A 20,708-nucleotide genomic window follows, 5' to 3' on the forward strand; every position below is an offset into this window, starting at 1 on the left:
TTCCGGCGCCATATGATTTATAATAAGAATGAAGTTGCAGAGGGGAGGCGAGCACCAAATGGCAGCCGTCGATCAACCGATTGAATTTTTCGCAAGGAAGCTGGATGATGCCAAGAACCATTTCGAGCGCGCGCTCGACTGCAAGCACACGGAATTCGACGATCTGTATCCTTACATGATCGAGCACCCGCAATTTTTCTGGTACAAACGGTATGTAGCTTGGTCCGAGCTTCTGACGGTCGTCAAGCTCTGCGACGAGTTGGACATTCCCTGGACCGATCATTTCACGGAGCGCCAGATCGAATATGTCCGCAGTCGCGTCATGTCCAGCAAGGTGCTGGACTACTGGTACGAGACGAACGATACGCGCGAGCATGTAGGCTGAATCGCTGCTGAACGTATAGCTTGAAGACCCGTCCGGACGTTCGGCGTCCGCAAGACGGGTCTTCGTTCCATTTGCGCCGCAAGGAGGTTATCCGAACGACATGGTAAGCGAAGAAACGTTGGACAAGTACCGGGTCGAAGGCACGAAGGTGCGCGTCGTGCGGGATGCGCTGGAAATAAACGACGTGACCGGCATCGTCGTCGCCTGGGACGATACCCATATGCTCATTCGCCGCCCGAACCGCCGCGTCGTCAAGCTGAGCCGCGAATACGCGATCGCCGAAGCGTCGGCGCCGCGGCCGACGTTCGAATGAGCGAGGAGCGAGCGTTGACTGAAAATTGGAACTTCAAAAAAGCTGTTGACTTTGCCCGTCCCGCCATGATAATATAATTTTTGTGATTCGCGGTCGTGGCGGAATTGGCAGACGCGCTAGATTCAGGTTCTAGTGGTGTAACAGCCGTGGAGGTTCGAGTCCTCTCGACCGCACCAACTTTATCATGAACAAGCTCCTGATTTTGCCCTTGCGGCAAATCAGGAGCTTTTTGCATGATCGAAATCCTCTTTTCAGAATCCCGAAGTTTCCGCCTTTCGTTTTTTGAATCGCAGCGGCAGCGAGCCGATCGGCCGGGGGGAACCGTACACTGCATTGGCGGCGGTGCAGGCGACGACGTGGCGGCTTGCGCGAAGCGGATCCGTCATCCCCGCGCTTTTCGGCAACCGCTCCCGCGAATATCCCTTGCTTGCCAGGGCGGCTTCGAATTCTTTTTTTGCGGCTTGCTTCGCCTTGAACAGCATCATCTGAATTCGGCTGTACACGTTGACCGCGCCGTCGCCGGTCGTTTCGACCGGCAGAAAGATCGCTTCGGGATATTTCTCGGTAATCAGCGACTGCACGCCGTCGGAGACGCCGGAGGACGGCATGCAGCCGAACGGCTTGACGGAGATCGTCATGTTCGCTTTCCGTTTCACGACATTCAGGATCAGCTTGCCTACCTCCATATGCCCCTCGCCGCCGCGAAGCTGGTTGTTGTAGTGCTCGTGCGCGACTTTCGCGATTTCTTCCATATCGGGCAAGTGATAGCCGCGAAGCCCCATGAGCCGGGCAAACGTCTGAAACAGAATCCGAACCGCCCGGTCGGCCAGCGCCAGCAAATACAGCCGTTTGACCGGATTTTTCCCTTGCAGGCCGCTTCGTCCGCCGTCTGCCTCGCGCAAGTTCATCCGTTTCCTGGTATCGTACCGGCCCGACCAGATTAAAAACAGAATCCAGGCCGTAACCGACTGGACGTCGACCTCCGCGTCCTCGCTTTCGAGAAATCGCTGCAAATGGTAGTTGCCGTCCCCTTCCGTCGTCATCGCCCAGAATTCTCCGATCACGCTTACTTTAGGCTTCGGCTGCGCCCGGTTCACCCGAACGCCCCGCAATTCCTTGCGGCACCGGAGAAGCGCCGGAATCAACGCCTTTCGCCGGCTTAGCGCGGCGTGCAAATGCCGCTTGCAGCGCTCGAGCGCCTCGTCCGTCGAACCGGGCTCCGCTTCGTAAGGGCGGATGCGGTAGCCGAGCGCGTTCAGGATGTCGCCGAGCAGCACGGCTTTCAGAAAAGCCAGGAAAAACGCGGCGTTCAGCTTGAGCGCCGATTCGTCTCCGGTCGCCTGCTTGAGCCCGTCCGTCTGTTGAAACAGCAGGACGCGGAAGCCGTCGAAGCCGGCGTCGCGCAGCGCTTTGCGGTACTCGGTCACATAGGTGCCGAAGCGGCATGGGCCGCGGGAACCGCTCGTGACAAACAAATAGTCGCGAACGATCTCTTCCTTGGATTTCCCTTCCGCATCGCGAAGGTATTGCAAATGCTTGATCAGGTTTCCGACCGTAAAATAAGTCGGGTTGCATTGTCCGCGGTTGCCGAACTCCTTGCCGAACCGGAGCGAGTCGTTGTCGGGGCAGTCCAGATGGCGCACCCGGTAGCCCAGGCCGGCCAAGGCGCCTTCCACCAAATAATCCTGGGCCATCGTCAGCCCGCCGAACAGAATCGTGGTGCTTGCTTTGTCTTCCGAAATTGGAGCAGCTCCTCTTCCATCGTTTCCAATGCTTTCGATGCCATTTGTCCCAATTCCTCCTGTTATGCTTTTGGGTCCTTAAATCGTTTTCTTGAGCAGCTCGTCGCGCTTTTGTTCCAGCAGCCGCTGCAGCTCGGCTTTACTGTCGGCCAGATCCTGCAGCCGTTCTTCGTGAAGCCCCAAACTGTGCGCGTACATTTTGACCCGGATTTTGATCGATCCGGAGGGCTTGTTCGCGTCGATATCGTGAAGCGCCGAATAAGGCGTGCCTGCCGCCGAGATGATCGAGTCGATCAACCCGTAAGTGGGGGCGTCGTGGCCGCATTTGAAGCTGGACAGATCCAAAACGGCCACATTCGGATGCCGCGCGGCGAATTTGGCCGCCCATACCTTTTGCACGCTGTTGGCGCTGAAATTTTCCGGCCATACGTCGGAGACTTCCAGCTCATATTCGACGCGCCCGCTCTGCAGATCCTCCCGGAAAAACCGCTGCAGCCAGCCTTCGTCCTTCGGAATCGACCGCATGGACAGCACCGGATAGCCCAGCACCTGAAACTCCTCAAGCACGCCGTGGTTCAGGCCCGGATCGGAATGGTAGGGCCGTCCGATCAGCAGGATGGCCAAGCGGTTTTCCTGCTCGACCTGCTCCAGGATTTGGCGGCCTTTCTCCTGCATTTCGGCATCGAACAGATCCAGCGCCTTCCATCCCTGGTCGGCGGCAAAGTCGCTTTCGTCCTCCGTCATCGCATTGTCGCTGAATACGATGTTTTTCGGATCGATGCCGAGCGTCTCGAAATACGTCCGCCAAAACGGAGCGGTCGACCAGATGTTCAGCACTTTCGGGATGCCGATGCGGATCCGGCCCCGCCGCTCGGCGGCTTCTTTCGGCGAACGCTCGAAAGAACGCAGGGAAGACGTTTTTCGCAAGCCGAGCAAACCGCGGCGAACCTGCGTGTCCCGGACGAACTGATCGTTTCCGGGCATCGGATCCGGATCGTAGATATGCTGAAACATTCGGCGGGCTTCGTATTCCACCAGGTTCGGGTAGTGCTTCTTAAGATCCTGCCGCCGCTTGTTGAGCTCCACGACCGCCTTTTCGTCCTCGACGGTTCCCTTTTCGCAGCTGAAACCGGAGATGTACCGGGCGGTCTGTCCGTCCGGGGTCTTCGAATCGATAAACGTGCGGCTGCAATGGTTCGGACAAAAGCCGCACCGGGTCGATTCGTCGTTGCGGGAGACGTAGCTCAAATAGATGGCCGCCTCCAGGCCGAGAAACGTCGAATATCCGCGCCGTTTGACGACGCGCAGCGTCTCCATCGCCGCCCCGATCGCGCCCGAGCTCTGCCATCCGGGGGATTTGCACGACGTATTGCCAGACGTTTTTCGGCAGGACGAGAGCAAGCCCCGCGAGCAATTCCTCTTTGGAATAACCTTCCTTCTGAAAATTCACCCGGTCCGCGTCGAGAAAAACGGCGCAGCCGTAGGAGTATTTCGGGCTTAGCTCGGCCGCGAACGCCGTTTCGGCATATTCCTGGTCGGAATGCCGAACTGGTCCGCCATCGCCTGCAGCAGCATGCCGTTGCCGGCCGAGCATTGGTTGGACAGTCTAAAATTGCGGAAGTCGCCGTTTTTCATGAACAGGACCTTGATGTCCTGCCCGCCGATATCGCAGTTGACGTCGACGTCTCCGAACTGATGAACGGCGCTCATCATGTGCGCGACGGTCTCCACGATGTTGACGTCGGCTTTCAGCGTTTTTTCCAGCACGTCCGCCGCGTAACCCGTCGCTCCGAAGCCGATGATTTCAAGTTCGGCCCCTTGCTCCTTCACCTTGTCGCGAATCCGTTTCAGCATCTCCTTGGTGTCTTCGAGGGGATTGCCTTTGGACAGTTGATACTCCTTGAGCAGAATGGAGCCGTCCTCGTCGACGAGCACCGCTTTGGAAGAGGTGGAGCCGCCGTCCAGCCCGATCGCCGCCCGCACTTTCTGGCCCGGAGCGAATGTCGCGGGCGCAAATCGGGGGATGCAGTAGGCACGGCGGAATTGTTCCATTTCCGATTCGCTCGCGACAAGCGGGGGGCCGGCATTTTCCCCCAGCTTCGCTTTGCGGCCGTGCGCAATAAAATCCCGGAGCCGCTCGAGTCCTTCGTAGCGGCCGACGTCGGCCGGTTCGTGAAGCCCGTACATGACGGCGCCGTAGGCGGCATAATATTGGGAATTCGGGGGAACGAATATTAACTCTCGAGAGGGACGTCTTGCGGATACTCGTAGCCGCGATCGTGCCACGTTTGCGGGATTCGCAGCCGCCAGCATTCCTGCAAGAACGGCAGGTAAGTGTTGGGGCCGCCGAGCAGCAGCACCCGGTGGCGCAACGTGTTCCCGCGAGTCAGGACGGAAAGGTTCTGCATGACGATCGCGTCGGCCAGGGAGCACATGATTTCCGCCGAAGGGATGCCGCTCTTGACCAAATTGACAATATCCGTTTCGGCAAGACGCCGCATTTGGCGGCGACATGATGAAGCTTCGAGCCGCCGAAATGAAGCTTGCCGACTTCATGCGTCGGCATCCCGACTTTAATGATGCATTTGTCGATGGTCGCGCCGGTGCCGGAAGCGCATTTGTCGTTCATCGACGTGATCGCCTGCTTGTCTCCGGTTTCCTCGTTCGCTTTAAAAATGATGATTTTCGCGTCTTGTCCGCCGAGCTCGATGACGCTGCCGACATCGGGGTGAAGATGCTCGACGGCCATCGTGACGGCGTTCACTTCCTGCACGAACTTGGCGCCGACGTGAGGGGCGATCGGTCCGCTGCCGGAGCCGGTCATGAATACGCGAATATCCTCTTGCCTGGGATTCGGGAACGCTTGGCCGATCGCGACAAGAAGCTCCAGCACTTTTTCGGCCTGTTTCGTGTGATGACGCTGATAGTCCGACCATAAAATCCGGTTCGTTGCAGGATCGACCGCAGTCGCTTTGACCGGTGTCGAACCGACATCGATGCCGATGACGAGCGGCGATCGATGTTCAAGGTTTTGGTTCATTCGAAAAATCTCCTTCTTGCAAAATCCTTCCGCCCAAATCCTGCGTATCAGGGAATTCCCCTATACATACTAAGCGAAAGGAAAATCGAATCGGCCAAGGAGGTCCGTCGGAACTGTTGCTCTGGATCGTTGTGCTGCTGTTGTCGCTGTTTATCGTCCAGCTTGCCTTTATCATCGTCGCGGAATATCGTCGGCCTTATAAAGCCTTGACCTGGCTTGCGCTTTCGTTTCTGGTCCCGGTCGTCGGCTTGCTGGCTTATTTTCTGATCGCAAAAGAATATGCCGGTTTCCGATCGGCCGCCGGCAGCGGGTTCGAAAGGCTGGAACGAATCCGGGAAGACATCATGAAGCGGAGCCTGGAGCGGACGGGCGCCCATTCGGGAAACGAAAGCGAATGGCAGCGGCAAGCGAAGCTGTTTCGCGGCATGACCGGTTTTCCCGTAACGGCCTGCAATGAAACGACGGTATTCAGCAAAGGGGATCAGGCTTTCGAAGCGATGCTGGATGCGATCGCGTCCGCGCGGCATCACATTCATATTCTGTTTTACATCGTCCGCAGCGACCGGCTCGGAAACCGGTTCGAACAGATGCTCGTCCGGAAAGCCCGGGAAGGGGTGAAGGTGCGTTTGATCTACGACGGCGTGGGCAGCCGGCATCTGGACAAGTCGTTCCTGAAGCGGCTTCGGGCGGGCGGCGTGGAGACGGGGTGCTTTTTTCCCATCCGCTCCGCATTGCTCGGCAGGCGGCTCAATTACCGCAATCATCGCAAAATCGTCGTCGTGGACGGGAAAATCGGATTTTTCGGAGGTTTGAACATCGGGGAAGAATATCTCGGACGAAGCCGGCGATACGGCTACTGGCGGGATACCCATTTCGCCATCGCCGGCGATGCGGTGCTTTGGCTGCAATATACGTTTTTGGCGGATTGGCTTCGGGTCATGGGGCGGTTTCCCGAAGAGGAAGGCTATTTTCCCGATCAGCCCGGCATAGGCAAAGAATTCGTGCAGATCATTCGAAGCGATCCGACGAAAAGGCTTCACGAGCTGATTTTTTCCTTTATCGTTTCGGCAAAGAAGCGGCTTTATATCGAGTCGCCCTATTTCATTCCCGATCCGGCGGTGATGTTGGCGCTCAAGACGGCCGCCGCCAAAAGCGTCGATGTCGCCGTCGTGCTTCCGGGCAAGCCCGACAAAAAACTGGTGTATACGGGAACGATGTCTTACGTAAGGGAGATGCAGCCGTCCGGCATTCGCTTTTACCGCTATCGAAAAGGTTTTATCCACTCGAAAGTCATCATCTCGGACGACGTGGCCTTCTCGGGCAGCGCGAACCTGGACATGCGGAGCTTCTGGGGACAGTTCGAAATCGACGCGTTGTTTTGGGACGGAAATGTCGTCGGTTGCCTGGCGCGGGATTTTTTTCGGGATTTGGAGGATTGCGAGGCCATAAGCCCGGCCGAATTCGAAGGGCGGAATTGGAAGCAGCGCGCGTATGAGGTGTGGGCTCGGCTGATTTCTCCGCTGTTTTAATCGCTGACAGTTCGCCGGAGCTTATCCGCGGCAACCGGAACCGACGGATCATTAACTGCAGGTCCGCCCGCGATGGCAAAACCTGCATATGTGCGGCGGCTGCCGGTTGCCAAGCCGGCCCAACGAATCTCCATTTTTTTTCATTACATGCGAAATTGTTACCTCTCGTTCCCGTGTCTCGCCCGAAACTCGGAGGGGGTGACGGACGCCGCCCTTTTAAACGTCCGATAGAAATAGGCGGGATCGTAGAACCCCAGATAATGCGAGATTTCCGCCACCGTCATATCGGAATGGAGCAGCAGCCGGCGAGCTTCCGCAATCCGCAGATGAAGCACGAATTGGATGGGCGTTTGACCCGTCGCTTCTTTGAATAAGGCGGAAGTGTAATTGGGCGAGCGGCCGATCAACTCGGCAAGCTCGTCTATTTGAATGGATTTGCGGTAGTTCTCGAGAAGATAGTTCCGTATTTTTTGGGCTTGCGTCAGCTTGGCCGGGGAGATCGTTTGAAGCTCCGCTTCCTTGCTGACGAGCAGCAGCACTTCTTGAAGCAAATTCAAGAAGAGCATCCGGTCTATGGGCCATTCTCCCTTATGCCCGTAATATAGCAGCATGAATCGTCCTGCCAAGTAGTCGGAATTCCGGAGGCGAAGGTGATGCGCAACTTGCCTATCCAGGATGGGGATATAGACGCGATCGGCCGTCTCGTCTTCGAACAGAACGGTGAATTTCCGGTGCGGGCCGTTCTCGTCGTTTTCGGCAGCCCGCAACGTCCCCTTCGGTATAAAAAGGATGTCTCCCTGCTCCAGCCGGTAATGCCGCCCGTTCAATTTATAGAGAACTTGCCCCTGCGTTACGAAAGCCAATACATGGTACGGCAACCGCATCTCGTAGCTTCGCCACCCCGGAATAAAATCGTCGAAATGTACACTGCGAATATGGAACATCCACCCTCCGCTCCTCCCAAGTAATTTGACAATCCATGGTTAAACCGCGGTTTTTTACTGGTGTTTTATACACGCGATCGTTGATCCGTACATTTACAATCCGTCGGCTCCTTTATAATATACAACTATTCAAAGTAAAATAGTAAGAATTTATGAAAAGGAAGTGCTGCGCAAATGACGATCAAATCGAATTCTTTGCTTCCGGGTGCGGCCGTTCTGTTGCTGTTGCTGCTGCTGAGCGCATGCTCGCCGGTGAGCGAACAAGCCGGCAATGGGGAGGACAAGGCGGCGGACCCTTGCCGGCGGCTCGGATAAAATCGTGCTTCGGGTCATGGATTGGAGCGACAGCTCGAAGAAAATTCGCGAGGAATTCCACAAGCGATTCGAGGCCGCGCATCCGAATATTCAAATCGAATATACCCAATTGACGATCGATCAGTTCAACAATACTGCGCTGACCGCGATTAAAGCCGGCGAGGCGCCCGATTTGTTCCCCGTTCCTTCCACGATGAAATTGTCGACCGCCGTCGCGCAGGGCTGGTTTCAGCCTCTGGACCCTTATATTGACGACAATTTCAAAAACGCGTTCATCGACGGAACGTTCCTGGAAGGGACGACGATGATCGGCGGCAAGATATATTCCCTTCCCGAGGGGCAGTCGATATCCAGCACCCTGGTGTTTTACAACAAGAAATTGTTCCGAGAAGCCGGTCTCGATCCCGACCGTCCCCCGGCCACCTATTCGGCTTTTCGGGAGGCGGCCAAGAAAATCACCGAAGCGGGAAAGGGCGAATACTACGGCATCGTGGAAGGCGGAAAGCAAGCGGGAAGATGGCTCGCCACCGTTCAAGAGTGGTCTTCTCTGGGAGGCAGCGGATTGAACGCCAATTCGCCCGTCAGTCTCGTTACCGGCAAGACCAGCTACGACAGCGAACCGGTCGTTCGTTTGTTCGAGCTGTTTCAAGGCTTGGCGCAGGACGGCAGCTTCCATCCCCAGACGGCGACCATCTCCGCGCCGGAAGCCCGGGCGTTGTTCGCGCAAGGCCAGGCCGGATTCATCATTCAGGGGGCCTGGAACGTCGGGGTGTGGAATGCGCAAAATCCCGACCTCGAATACGGCGTCATGGCGCCGCCGTTGTCGGAATCGAGCCGCCAAGGCTCGCTGCCGTTATCGACCGGTCAGCCGTGGATCGGCATCTCCGCTCAATCGAAGCATCCCGAGGCGGCGGCCTTGTACCTGAAGGAACTGTACACAGGCGGGTTTTATCAAGAGAAGTACGTCGAGGACGGAGTCGGCTTCTCCGTTGTGAAAGGGGTAAATGAGAACCATTTGAAGGCGCCGCAGTTGAAGCAGTATTACGAACTGGCGAAGGAGTACGGCCGCATCGTTCCGAATCCGCTCGTGCGCAATCCGGAGACGGCCAACGTATTCGCCGAGTACAAGGACGTGCATCCGAATGCGGGGGAATTGCTGTCCGCGGTCGTATTGGGTTCGGTCGATAATCCGAAGCAGGCGCTGACGGAATTGTCCGAGCGGATTGCCGGGGCGTGGCAGGCGGCGATTGACGCTGCCAAAAGCAAGGGGGCCGACGTATCGGCGGACGACTTCGTCTTCCCGGACTGGAAGCCGCTGGAGGATTATAAGGCGCAATGAAGGCCAATGCCCGCAAAATAACGGTCTGGTGCTGGATCTTTCTCGCCCCGAACTTGCTGTTCTATGCGTTGTTTCAAGGCTGGCCCATCGTCGCAAGCTTCTATTACGCCACGTTGGACTGGTCGGGCATAAGCAACGAGCGGACGTTTGTCGGGCTGGCCAACTTCTTCGAGCTGGCCCGCGACGCTTATTTTTGGAACGCGTTCAAGAACAGCTTCGTTTTCGCCGCCGGGTCGGTTCCCCTGCTGCTTGCCGGATCTTTGCTGCTGGCGCTCCTGCTGAACAACACGAGGCTGAAGGGGGTGCTCTTCTATCGGACAATTTTCTTCATTCCGGTTGTCACCACCGCGTCCATTATCGGCATTATTATGGTGTTTATTTTAGGCGCGAACGGCCCCCTGAACGGCTTGCTGCTGAAGCTTCATTTGTTGAACCGGCCTGTCAATTGGCTGGCGGATGCCCGTTGGGCGATGCTGACTACCATAGTCGTGTACGTTTGGAAGCATATGGGGATGAACATGATTTATTGGCTGACCGCCTTGCAGCTCGTACCCAAAGAACTGCAGGAAGCCGCCCGCATCGACGGGGCCAATCGTCCGACAGTGTTTGGCTATATTACGCTGCCGCATATCGCGCCGATCGGGGCCGTCATCGCGCTGCTGGACATTGCGGCGGCGCTTCGGGCATTCGATCTGATTCAGACAATGACGGGCGGAGGGCCCTTCTACAAGACGGATGTCGTGTCTACGTATATATACCGGTATGCCTTTTCCAGCGAGATGGGGTTGCCGCGCCTCGGCTACTCTTCCGCCGCGGGAATCTTTTTTGGATTCGCGATTATTTTGATCGCACTCGTTCAGCATGTTTTTGCAGGCCGTTTAAGGCGCGCCAAATAGAGAGGAAGATGCGTCGTGAAAGCTCTTCGTTTGCTGCTCCAGCTCGGCCTGATCGGCCTGTCGTTCGTCTGGCTGTATCCGCTGCTCTGGATGCTGTCCGCCTCGTTCAAAACGGAGTCGGAGTTTTTCCGCAACAACTTCCGCTTGTGGCCGTCCCGGCTGGATTTCTCCAGTTATGAACGCGCCTGGCAGGCGGGCCGATTCGAGCTTTATTTCGTCAACTCCATCGTCATTACGGCGTCCGTCATTCTCCTTGTGCTGCTGATCTCCGCCGTCAGCGGCTACGCGATCGGCCGCTATTCGTTCAGAGGGAAAGCCACTGTCGTCAGCGTGCTGACGGCAAGCGTGTTCGTGCCGATCGAGTCGGCAATCATCCCGATTTTTCAATTGATCAAAGACATGGGGCTATTGAACTCGCTCCTCGGCGTCATCTTGGCGGAAGCGGGGGGCGGCAATATTCTCTTCGTCCTCCTGTTTGCCGGATTTTTCCGGCAGGTGCCCAAGGAGCTCGGGGAAGCCGCCGTTGTCGACGGATGCGGGTTTCTCCGAACGTTCTGGACTGTCATGCTGCCGATCGCCAAGCCGGTCGTCGGCAGCGTTGTCGTCATGCAGTTCATCTGGTGCTGGAACTCGTTCCTCATGCCGCTCGTGCTGACGCTCGGCAATCCGGAGCTGCGGACGGTGGCGGTCGGCTTGTATGCGCTCAAAGGCGAGAATGTCGTCGATTGGTCCGGCATCGCTGCCGGAGGCGTCATCACGCTGGTACCCGTCATTATTGTGTTCTTAAGTTTGCAGCGTCTCTTCGTCAACGGGCTGGCCGGTGCGGTCAAAGGCTGATTTGAGAAAAGGAGTGCGACCAAGTTGAAGATTCTCATTCTCGATCTGGATTCGACAAATCCCGAACATTTGGGCTGTTACGGCTATCACCGCCAAACGTCTCCGAACATCGACCGGATTGCCGGGGAAGGCGTTCGTTTTACCAATTACTACACGTCCGACGCCCCGTGCGCGCCTTCCCGCACAGCGCTCATGAGCGGACAGTTCGGCATTCGCAACGGGCTCGTCGGACACGGCGGTACGGCGGGCGATATGAAGCTGGAAGGCCCAGGCCGCGAATTTGCGACCCGGCTCTCCCGCGGGGGCTCTTTGCCTTCTTACCTACAGCACATCGGCGGGCTTAGAACCGTTCTAATCAGCCCGTTCGCCTACCGACATTCCGCGTTCGCCTTCTATGCCGGATTCAATGAGATTTACGATACGGGCGGTTTCGGAATGGAGTCCGCGGACCGGGTCGCTCCCGTCGCGCTCGATTGGATTCGCCGCAATGCCGCTTCGCAGGAGAATTGGCTTCTCTATATCAATTTCTGGGACCCGCATACGCCTTACCGGACGCCGAGAGGTTTCGGCAACCCGTTCGAGAACGAGCCGCTTCCCGAATGGCTGAGCGAAGAGGTGCTGGAGCGGCATTTGCAGAAGGTAGGGCCTCACAGCGTGCACGAGCTGAATATCGATCATGTCGAGATGACGTACAATAACAAAACCGAGCCCGGCTATCCCCGGAATCCCGGCGAAATTAAAAATATGGACGACATGCGAACGATGATCGACGGCTACGATACAGGCATCCGGTATATGGACGAGCATATCGGGCTGTTGTTGGCAAGTCTGGAGGAGCAGGGAGTGTTGGACGAACTGCTGATCGTCATTACCGCCGACCACGGGGAAAATATGGGGCATCTCGGCATTTACGGCGAGCACTCCACCGCAAATCAGGGAACCTGCCGCTTGCCTATGATCGTTCGCGGTCCGGGCATCAGGCGCGGGGAGGTGGATAAGGGGCTTCATTATCATTTGGACTTGGCGCCTACCTTGGCCGAACTGCTCGGCGCCCAGCCGATGCCGGAATGGGATGGGGCGAGTTATGCGAGGACGCTGACGGAAGGGGCCGATACCGGGCGGGAATATCTGGTCTTGTCGCAATGCGCGCACGTCGCGCAACGAAGCGTCCGCTTCGGGGATTGGCTGTATATTCGCACCTATCATGACGGCTTTCACCTGTTCGACAGGGAGATGCTGTACAACTTGCGCGAGGACCCGTACGAACAGCACAATGTTGCCGCTAAGCATCGGGATATATGCCGAGAAGCGGTCTACCGCTTGACTGAGTGGCACGACGACATGATGCTGAGGAGCGGAGACGATGCCGATCCGTTATGGACGGTTCTCAAAGAAGGGGGACCGGCGCATGCCAAAGGCTATTTGCGGGGTTACATTCAACGCTTGGAGGAGACCGGGCGCGGCCGCCATGCGGCGGAACTGAAGCGTAGACACCCCGAAGAGTTCCCCGAAGAGATTCAAGCGGCCAATCTCGAATTCGCCAAGAAGATCAGGTCGAAGATGTTTGCAAGACGGCGGTAGGTGCCGTCTATATAAGTTGAATGATGGATTCTGGAAGAAGGCACAAGCCGTTGGTTTGAAGGCGCTCGAAGCGTCGGATTCTCGGTTAAAGCCATTCGTTTACTTCCAATTTCGTAGTATAACGATGGAGACCAGACTAATCGCCCAGAACTCTCCGGCCACGCTCATTTTGGGCTTCGGCACGGTAGAGTTTTTTGGCTTCGATCCGTCTCCATCGCCACCCCAATCGCGCCCGCTTCGCCAGGTAGGGGATGAACGCAGACTTCGGCGTCCGAAACCGCGAGAACCGTCAAACGTAGCTTTTTTCGCCGAGCCGGTCCAGGCTTTTGAACGCGTACCCCTGCCGCTTGGCGGCGTCGATGATGTCGCCCAAAGCTTTCGCGTTGTCGCTGGAAACGGAATGCAGCAAAATGACGGCGCCCGGGTGCAGCTGGCTCATGACGCTTTCATAGGCGTAACTCCCGCCTCGCTGCGAATTGACGTCCCAATCCTTGTAGGCGACCGACCAGAAGACGTTCGTATAGCCGAGCTGCCGGCAAGCGGCGAGCATCGGTTCGCTGAAGACGCCTCTCGGCGGGCGCATGAAGTTCATCTCCTGCCGTCCCGTCAAATTCGCCACTTCCTGCCGGACTTTGTCCAATTCGGCGCGAATCTGTTCGGCGGACAAGCGGGTCATATCCGGATGGCTCCACGAATGGTTGCCGATCAAATGGCCTTCCGCCGCCATTCGCTTGATCAATTCCGGCTGGTCGCGGACAAAATGCCCCGTTACGAAAAAAGCGGCAGGCACCTGCTTTTCCTTCAGCACATCGAGAATTCGGCCCGTATAGCCGTTCTCGTAGCCGTTGTCGAAGGTCAAGTAAAGCTCTTTTTCTTTCGTGTTCCCCAGAAAGACGGCCTCATGCCGCTTCAGGATGTCGATAAAGCCTTCCTGGGCGATCGAGGGGAGACTGCCGTTTCGGCTTTTTTTGAAGCCGAAGTTAAACGGCTGTTGTCCGCGAGCGGAAACCGGGGCAACCTCCATCCAAACGGCCGCCGTCAAAAGGGACACGACGGCGATCAGCAGCACGACGGGCCGCAACGCTTTGTTCATCGCATTCACTCCATGTAAGTAGTCTCGACTAGGCTTCGCAATTATGGCTATTTTATCCCAAGATCTCCTTATTACCATTCGTAACCGGGTGGTATTTCGTTATGTTGTTTAAAATTTTGCGGAGCCTTATAATATAGGGAAGAAAGGATGATCGCGATGGAAAACTCGGAAATGTGTCCACGTTTCGAGAAAGCCATGGAAATGCTGAGCAAGCGATGGACGGCGCTTATCGTTTTTCGGCTGATGCCCGGACCTCGCCGTTTCAGCGAAATCGAAAACCTGCTGCCGAACTTGAGCGGCAAGGTGCTTTCGGAGCGGCTGAAGGAATTGGAGACGGAAGGACTCATTCGCCGGGACGTTTACCCCGAGATCCCGGTTCGGATCGAGTATTCGTTAACGGATAAAGGACGGGCGCTGTCGCCTCTGTTCGAGAACGTGGCGGATTGGGCGACCCGATGGATCGAGCTGGCGGACGAACGCTCGTGATCGCGGGGCGGCGGCGAAAACGGCGCCCCCGCCGGCGGATTCAGTCCGCCGGCCGGTTTTTCCAATAAAAGATCGCAATTTGCGTCCGATCGCGCAGGCCCAGCTTACCCAGGATGCTCGTGACCATATTTTTGACCGTGCCTTCGCTCAGGAACAGTTCCCGGGCGATTTCTTTGTTGGAGAGGCCTTCCGCGATTTTGGCGACGACGGCCCGTTCGCCTTCGGTCAGGCCGCGCACTTGCAACGGATCGGGTCCCGCCGCCGCGGAAGGCGCCTTCGGCGCGGGCCCGATCAGCGAGGCGAGCTTTTCGGCGATATCCGGGTGGATAAGCAAATTGCCTTCGCTGACGGTGCGGATGCCCTGGGCGATGCGCTCGGGGGGAAGATTTTTGAGCAAATAGCCGCTCGCCCCGGCGCGCAGCGCCTCGATGATGTACTCGTCGTCGTCGAACGTCGTCAGGATAAGCACGCGAACGCGGGGGCAATCCCGCTTGATGCGCCGCGTTCCTTCCACGCCGTCGCAGCCCGGCATGCGAATGTCCATCAGCACGACGTCGATCCCTTCCAGCCGCCTTGCGGCTTTCCACGCTTGCTCTCCGTCCGTGCACGTATCCGCGACTTCAAGCTCCGGGTCCAGATTCAAAATCAGCTTCAAACTTTCGCGAATGAACGGATCGTCATCCGCGATGAGCAAGCGAATCAAACGAACTCCTTCTTTCCGTTCTCGTTATTGGGCCGACGTCCGGTAGGTCGGCAGCGCCGTCGTCACCGCAAATCCGGGCGACCGGCGGACCGCAAGCTCGCCGCCCACGAGCTCGGCGCGTTCTTTCATGCCGGTCAGCCCGAGTCCCCACGGGCGGTCTTCGTCCGGCACGGCGCCGTTGTTCGCGACGGTCAGCACGACGCGCTTCGGCTCGTAGGCGAGCGTAATGTCGAAAGCCGTGGCCCCGCCGTGCCGAATGGCGTTCGATACCGCTTCCTTGGCGTTGCGGTACAAGATGTAGTCCAGGCTCGGATACAGGGCGTAAGGCATCCCTTCGATCGCAAAGCTCACGTTCGTCCCTTGTTCTTCGCCGATGTCTTCGATCAGCCGGGTCAGCGAATACGAGCGCATCGCTCCCTCTTCCGGCTTCAGCTTGAGGACCGTGCTGCGCAGCAGCTCCATGCTTTCGGCGAGCTGGTCCCGCACCGACACCGCCATTTGCAGCCCCTGCCCGGGCCGATCCGGCAAAATGCGGACGACCGCGTCCGACATCATTTTCAGCCGAATCAGCTTGTGGCCGAGCTCGTCGTGGATGTCGCGGGAGATGCGGTTCCGCTCGGCGAGCTGCGAAATTTCCTCGATTTTTTTGGCGTATTCGACCATCTGGTTCCGCGCTTCGTTCAGCTCCGCATGCTTAAGGCGCAGTTCGTCGTAAAGCTCCTCGACGTCCGTTTGGCTCCGTTTCGCCCGCCTTACTTGCAGCAGGAGGAGCCCGGCGAAAACGAACACGAGATTGGCCGTCGCGATGGCGGACGCCGGACGATCCCATAAGCCCGCGTTCATGAGCGCGGCATGAAGCAGCGCGAGCGGCCAGGCGAACGGGAACGCCGCGCGGGTCGCGTAGACGAGCAGCGGCGCCAGCAGCGCCAAATACATCATTCCGCCGAAGGCGGCGTTCATCCAGGCCCCGTACCCGATTTCCAGCAGCACCAATGCGGGCGTCCAGCGTTCCGGAGCCCGCGATACGAGGTTGGCGATGCCAAGCTGAAGCAGAACGAAAAGCGTGAACAAGCCGTACGAATCGTAAGGCTCCAAATACAGGGAGCAGACGGCGGGCGCGAATACGTGCAGGCTGCGAAGATAAAGCTGCATGCGTTCCATTTTTTCCTCGTCGATCGTGACCGTTTTTCAAAAGTATAGCATATGCCGCCCGAAGGACGAAGGCAAGAAAAACCATAACGTGACTTAAGTCATGCGAAGCCGGTGACGCATTTCACCTGCGCTGCGCCGGCGCCCGGTCTATAATGAAGCCAATGAAACGCAAACGGGGAGTGGAAAAGAGTGCAGCGTCTTGTGGAACTGGACAGCGTCGTCAAAAAGTACGGGAGCAAGGTTTCGGTCGATCATTTGAATCTGGACATCCGGGAGGGCGAGATTTTCGGCTTGCTCGGACCGAACGGGGCGGGGAAAAGCACGACGATCAACATGCTGGCCGGGCTGCTGAAGCCCGATCGCGGCACGATCCGCCTGGCGGGCTTCTCCGTGCGGGAGCAGCCGCTGGAAGCCAAGCGAAGAATCGGGCTCGTGCCCCAGGACCTCGCGATTTACGAAGATATGTCGGCCTGGGACAATGTCGTTTTTTTCGCCCGGTTATACGGGTTGAAAGGAACCCTTCTAAAAGAGCGGGCGGAGGAGGCGCTTGCGTTCGTCGGGCTGCAGGACCGCAAAAAAGACAAGCCGAAGTCGTTCTCCGGCGGAATGAAACGCCGCTTGAACATCGCTTGCGCCATCGCGCATCGGCCCAAGCTGATCATCATGGACGAGCCGACCGTCGGCATCGATCCGCAATCGCGCAACCATATTCTCGATTCGGTGCGAAAGCTGAACGAAATGGGCTCGTCCGTCATTTACACGAGCCATTACATGGAAGAAGTCGCGGCGATCTCGACGCGGGTCGGCATCATGGACGAAGGGCGGCTCATCGCCTGCGGCACGCAGGAGGAGCTTCGGGCCAAGGTATCCGGGGAAGAGAAGCTCGCGATCGCGGCCCCGGACATTCCGGAGGCGGCGGTGGAGGAGCTCGGGCAGCACCCCCGCGTCGTCCGGGTCGCGAAAAGGGACGATTCGCTGGACGTCTATTTGGCGTCATCGCAAACGTATTTGCAGGATATTTTGTTTATTTTGTCCAAGCATCAGGTCCGAATCCGGACATTGACGCAGTCGGGGCCCGATCTCGAAACGCTTTTCCTGGCTCTGACGGGGCGCAGCTTGCGGGACTAGGGGGCGGGAACATGACATTTTGGACGATTGTCGGGTTTGAAATCCGCCGGGTCGCCAGGCAGCCGGCTTTTGCGATCGTGCAGCTTCTTCTGCCGCTGCTGCTGATCGCGATTCTCGGCACGGCGCTCGATTCGGACTTTACGGTTCGGGACGAAACGCTGGAACGGGTCGAGGTGGCGATCGTCAGGCAGGACGGCGGCGAGACGAGCGGCCTGCTGGACGACGCGTTCCGGTCGCCGGCGCTCGAAAGCCGGCTGGAGCTGACGAAGGCGGCAACCCGGGAAGAAGCGGTCGGCCGCGTGAGGGAGGGGACGGCGGATTTCGCGGTCGTCGTGCCCGCCGGCTTCGGCGAGGCGCTGCTAGCGGGCGAAGCGGCGCAGTGGGAATTGATTTCCGGCGCGGACAGCCGCAAAAATCTGGCCGCGACGGCCATGTTCGGCAGCCTTCTGGAGCGGCTGAACGACGGGCAGGCGGCCGCGTTGGCGCTCGGAGCCGGCTCTCCGCAGGGCCTGCCCGCGCAGGCGTCGGCGGGAACGGGCCCGGACAGCCCGGAGGCTTCGGGCGGCGCGTTCGGCGGGGCGGTGAAGGTCGGGCAGCTTGCGGCGGGCAGCGATTTTTCGGCCATGCAATATTACGCCGCCGCGATGCTCGTCATGTTTTTGCTCTATTCCGGCATGACGACCGGGATCAACCTCGCCCTCGAAAAGGAACGGAACACGCTGGCGCGCCTGCATTCGATGCCGCTGCCTGCCTGGCGCATCCTGGCGGGCAAGCTTGGAGGGAGCTTTCTGCTTGCCGTCCTGCAGGCGGCATTTATCGTCGCGTTTACCCGGTTCGTGCTGGGCGTGGATTGGGGCACGTCGTATGCGGCGATCGCGGCGGCTTGCCTGTGCATCATCTTGTTCTCGTTCGGTCTCGCGGTCATCGTCCTTTCGCTTGCGAAAGGTTCGGGGCCGATGCTGGTTATTTTTCAAATCGTCATCAATCTCATGACCTTTTTCAGCGGGGGATTCATCCGGCTTCCCGAAGGCTTGCTGCGGCGGATCGGGGAATTTACCGTCAGCCATTGGGGCTTCCAAAGCTTTCTCGATTCGATGCTGGGCCGGACGGACGGGCAGCCCGTCGCGATCCTGGGCGTCATCGCCGCCGCGTTTATGGCCGGAGCGATCGTCGTCTACCGAAAGGCAGGGTATCCTTCATGAACAGCGTATATTTGGCTTGGAACTTGTTGAAACGAATGCTGAACGGGAAAAAAGGGCTGCTGATTCATCTCGTTTTTCCGGTCGCGGCCGTGACCGTCCTCATTGCGGTCGTCGGAGGCGGCGGGAGCGACGTCTATACGATCGCTTACGCGAACGGCGACCGGGGGTTCGCGGGCGAATACCTCGTTCGCGAATTCGCGGGAAACGCCTCCTACCGGCTGTCGGAGGAGGCGTCCGTCGACGCGCTGAAGCAAAGCGTCGCCGATCGGGAAGCGACGGCCGGCATCCGGATTCCGGCCGACTTCACCGAGCGGCTCCTGAACGGCGAACGGCCGGAAGCGGAGCTGTTCCAGTTGAGCGTCAGCGAAGCTTCCGCCGCGATCCGGCTGCAGGCGGAAACCGCCATCGGACGGTATGCGGATCTGGCGAGGACGGTTGCGGCTTCGGGCGTTGCGGGAGACGACCGGAACGCCGCGCTGGAATCGGTTCTCCGGCAGGCGGAGAAAAACCGAATCTCGTTTTTCGCGACCGATCTCGGCCTTGTTCCGAATAACGGCGCCCGTTTTGCGACGGGCCTGCTGCTGGTGTTTCTCATGATCAACATTTCGTCGACGGTGAACCTTATGATGGAAGACCGAAGGCTGCGAACGATGGCCCGGGCGTACACGGCTCCCGTCCGTTCATGGGAAATTACGTTCGGCAATTTCCTCGGCAGCTTTCTCGCGGGAAGCGTCCAAGTCGTGCTCGTCCTGCTGTTCGCCCGTTATGTCGTCGGCTATGATTTCGGACTGCCGTTCGCCGTCCAATTTCTGATCGTGGAGCTGTTCCTGCTGGCTTGCGTCGGCATGGCTACGGCGGCCGCGGGCGTCATCCGCAACAGCCGGTCGGGGGGACTGCTGAACTCGCTGCTCCTCGTTCCGACCTGCATGATCGGCGGCTGCTTCTGGCCGGTTTCCATGATGCCGGAGTGGATGCAAAAGCTCGCTTATTTCGTGCCCCAATACTGGGCGATCGACGCGATCGAAAAAAGCTCGGCCGGCTTCGGTTTTTCCGAAATCGCGCTGCATGCGGGCATACTGGTCGTCTTCGCCGCCGTTTTGTTCGGATTCGGCTCGACGGCTCTGCAGCCGCATAAGAGCGAGGCGTAAAAAGCATGCTGGCGCAGGCGGCGGAGGAGTAAGCCGAATCGGCGCAAGACCGGGGGAGGGGGTACCTTCTCGCCCCTTTGCCCCTTCGGAAGTTGCGATGAAACTAGCCAAATTTAACTTGCGCTTTACATTTTCGCCCGATGCCGCTATAATCAATCATGTTGCTTGCGGTCGTGGCGGAATTGGCAGACGCGCTAGATTCAGGTTTTGGCGCGGCAACAATTTAACGCGTACATCGGCTCTTAGGCCGCACACGGATTGGGCTTTCGCGAAAAGGCCACTGCGCCAAACACGCGAAAGGCGCACCAATCACGGAAATTCCCTCAAAAGTTTTGCGCACCACGCTAAAGAAATCTTTAGCGCGGCCGACATAGGCGCGGCTGATGTGTCGACCATAACTCTCCGGGAAACGAGAGTCAAGCAACAATTTTATATGCGGTCGTGGCGGAATTGGCAGACGCGCAGGATTCAGGTTCCTGTGTCAGCAATGACGTGGAGGTTCGAGTCCTCTCGACCGCACCATGCTTACAATCAAACTCTTCTTCGGAAGGGTTTTTATTTTTACCTTTTACATGATATCGTGAGGATATATCCATACGGTGAAACAAAATTCGCAGCAAGCAAGACCCGGCAGAGGCTTAAACCTGAAAAAGGAGATTCAGAAATAGCTCGTAAACGGGAACGAACGGGGAAGGCAATGCAATTGAAATGGAATCTGGTTTCTGCCGACTACGAAAGTTTGCAGGCCGAAGTTCGTTATAATGATCCTAAAAATAAGAGCGAGGTGCCTTCCTATGCTCCCACACAAAATGGATTCCGATACAGCGAAGGAATTGCAAAAAAAACTGCTTAAACCAACCTCACACATCCAAGAG

General features: G+C 57.9%; 18 protein-coding genes, 2 tRNA genes and 1 pseudogene. 15 read left to right on the plus strand and 6 right to left on the minus strand.

Going from position 1 to position 20,708, the window contains the following annotated elements:
• Positions 1 to 58: 58 nt before the first annotated feature.
• From B7E11_RS18625 to B7E11_RS18635, 3 genes are all read left to right on the plus strand, one after another.
• Positions 59 to 385 (plus strand): hypothetical protein, encoded by a 327-nt coding sequence (locus B7E11_RS18625; RefSeq protein WP_080837317.1) that lies wholly within the window; start codon positions 59 to 61, stop codon positions 383 to 385.
• 100 nt (positions 386 to 485) lie between these two features.
• The gene (locus B7E11_RS18630; protein ID WP_080837319.1) at positions 486 to 698 is read left to right on the plus strand and encodes a hypothetical protein; all 213 of its coding nucleotides are present in this window, start codon (positions 486 to 488) and stop codon (positions 696 to 698) included.
• An 89-nt stretch (positions 699 to 787) separates the two neighbouring features.
• Positions 788 to 874, plus strand: a tRNA-Leu gene (locus B7E11_RS18635).
• Positions 875 to 949: 75 nt separating this feature from the next.
• Here the strand turns inward: B7E11_RS18635 and B7E11_RS18640 are convergent.
• Positions 950 to 2,392, minus strand: a complete 1,443-nt coding sequence (locus tag B7E11_RS18640) for a 2-hydroxyglutaryl-CoA dehydratase (protein WP_080837322.1) — start codon at positions 2,390 to 2,392, stop codon at positions 950 to 952.
• Between the two features lie 126 nt (positions 2,393 to 2,518).
• Positions 2,519 to 5,480: pseudogene (locus B7E11_RS18645) on the minus strand (BadF/BadG/BcrA/BcrD ATPase family protein).
• 116 nt (positions 5,481 to 5,596) lie between these two features.
• On the opposite strand from B7E11_RS18645, the gene cls reads away from it, so the two are divergent.
• Positions 5,597 to 7,009, plus strand: coding sequence for a cardiolipin synthase (gene cls / locus B7E11_RS18650; protein WP_176220806.1), 1,413 nt, complete (start codon positions 5,597 to 5,599; stop codon positions 7,007 to 7,009).
• A gap of 158 nt (positions 7,010 to 7,167) precedes the next feature.
• Here cls and B7E11_RS18655 read toward each other — a convergent pair whose 3' ends face one another.
• Positions 7,168 to 7,953 carry a helix-turn-helix transcriptional regulator gene (locus B7E11_RS18655; protein WP_080837327.1) on the minus strand — a complete coding sequence of 262 codons (786 nt, stop codon included), beginning with the start codon at positions 7,951 to 7,953 and terminating at the stop codon, positions 7,168 to 7,170.
• Positions 7,954 to 8,127: 174 nt separating this feature from the next.
• Between B7E11_RS18655 and B7E11_RS29660 the strand changes: the two genes are divergently transcribed.
• The 5 genes from B7E11_RS29660 to B7E11_RS18675 are packed head-to-tail and all read left to right on the plus strand — an operon-like array spanning position 8,128 to position 12,921.
• Positions 8,128 to 8,268, plus strand: coding sequence for a hypothetical protein (locus tag B7E11_RS29660; RefSeq protein ID WP_176220807.1), 141 nt, complete (start codon positions 8,128 to 8,130; stop codon positions 8,266 to 8,268).
• 4 nt (positions 8,269 to 8,272) lie between these two features.
• Positions 8,273 to 9,607 carry an ABC transporter substrate-binding protein gene (locus B7E11_RS18660; protein ID WP_176220808.1) on the plus strand — a complete coding sequence of 445 codons (1,335 nt, stop codon included), beginning with the start codon at positions 8,273 to 8,275 and terminating at the stop codon, positions 9,605 to 9,607.
• Positions 9,604 to 10,503 carry a carbohydrate ABC transporter permease gene (locus tag B7E11_RS18665; RefSeq protein ID WP_080837341.1) on the plus strand — a complete coding sequence of 300 codons (900 nt, stop codon included), beginning with the start codon at positions 9,604 to 9,606 and terminating at the stop codon, positions 10,501 to 10,503. Before B7E11_RS18660 ends, B7E11_RS18665 begins: the two co-directional genes overlap by 4 nt.
• A 15-nt stretch (positions 10,504 to 10,518) precedes the next feature.
• Positions 10,519 to 11,340 carry a carbohydrate ABC transporter permease gene (locus B7E11_RS18670; RefSeq protein WP_245809760.1) on the plus strand — a complete coding sequence of 274 codons (822 nt, stop codon included), beginning with the start codon at positions 10,519 to 10,521 and terminating at the stop codon, positions 11,338 to 11,340.
• 24 nt (positions 11,341 to 11,364) lie between these two features.
• Positions 11,365 to 12,921, plus strand: coding sequence for a sulfatase family protein (locus tag B7E11_RS18675; protein WP_080837343.1), 1,557 nt, complete (start codon positions 11,365 to 11,367; stop codon positions 12,919 to 12,921).
• A 289-nt stretch (positions 12,922 to 13,210) separates the two neighbouring features.
• Here B7E11_RS18675 and pdaA read toward each other — a convergent pair whose 3' ends face one another.
• Positions 13,211 to 14,014, minus strand: a complete 804-nt coding sequence (gene pdaA, locus B7E11_RS18680) for a delta-lactam-biosynthetic de-N-acetylase (protein WP_080837345.1) — start codon at positions 14,012 to 14,014, stop codon at positions 13,211 to 13,213.
• 156 nt (positions 14,015 to 14,170) lie between these two features.
• Between pdaA and B7E11_RS18685 the strand changes: the two genes are divergently transcribed.
• A complete protein-coding gene (locus tag B7E11_RS18685; protein ID WP_080840884.1) occupies positions 14,171 to 14,500 on the plus strand; it encodes a winged helix-turn-helix transcriptional regulator in 330 nt (109 codons plus the stop codon).
• A 40-nt stretch (positions 14,501 to 14,540) separates the two neighbouring features.
• On the opposite strand, the gene B7E11_RS18690 is transcribed toward B7E11_RS18685, so the two are convergent.
• A complete protein-coding gene (locus B7E11_RS18690; RefSeq protein ID WP_080837348.1) occupies positions 14,541 to 15,203 on the minus strand; it encodes a response regulator transcription factor in 663 nt (220 codons plus the stop codon).
• Positions 15,204 to 15,227: 24 nt separating this feature from the next.
• Positions 15,228 to 16,364, minus strand: coding sequence for a sensor histidine kinase (locus B7E11_RS18695; RefSeq protein WP_080837351.1), 1,137 nt, complete (start codon positions 16,362 to 16,364; stop codon positions 15,228 to 15,230).
• A gap of 180 nt (positions 16,365 to 16,544) precedes the next feature.
• Here B7E11_RS18695 and B7E11_RS18700 point away from each other — a divergent pair, with 180 nt between their 5' ends.
• From B7E11_RS18700 to B7E11_RS29665, 5 genes are all read left to right on the plus strand, one after another.
• On the plus strand, positions 16,545 to 17,483 hold the full coding sequence (locus tag B7E11_RS18700; RefSeq protein WP_080837353.1) for an ABC transporter ATP-binding protein: 939 nt from the start codon (positions 16,545 to 16,547) through the stop codon (positions 17,481 to 17,483).
• 11 nt (positions 17,484 to 17,494) lie between these two features.
• The gene (locus B7E11_RS18705) at positions 17,495 to 18,685 is read left to right on the plus strand and encodes an ABC transporter permease (protein WP_080837357.1); all 1,191 of its coding nucleotides are present in this window, start codon (positions 17,495 to 17,497) and stop codon (positions 18,683 to 18,685) included.
• Positions 18,682 to 19,833: an ABC transporter permease gene (locus B7E11_RS18710; RefSeq protein ID WP_080837360.1), complete on the plus strand. Its 1,152-nt coding sequence runs from the start codon at positions 18,682 to 18,684 to the stop codon at positions 19,831 to 19,833. The genes B7E11_RS18705 and B7E11_RS18710 overlap by 4 nt, the downstream gene beginning before the upstream one ends.
• Positions 19,834 to 20,268: 435 nt before the next feature.
• Positions 20,269 to 20,355 (plus strand) — tRNA-Leu (locus B7E11_RS18715).
• 181 nt (positions 20,356 to 20,536) lie between these two features.
• Positions 20,537 to 20,686 carry a hypothetical protein gene (locus B7E11_RS29665; protein WP_176220809.1) on the plus strand — a complete coding sequence of 50 codons (150 nt, stop codon included), beginning with the start codon at positions 20,537 to 20,539 and terminating at the stop codon, positions 20,684 to 20,686.
• Positions 20,687 to 20,708 lie beyond the last annotated feature (22 nt).

It is taken from the genome of Cohnella massiliensis (genome assembly GCF_900169535.1).
In the GTDB taxonomy this organism is placed as follows: Bacteria; Bacillota; Bacilli; order Paenibacillales; family Paenibacillaceae; genus Cohnella; species Cohnella algarum.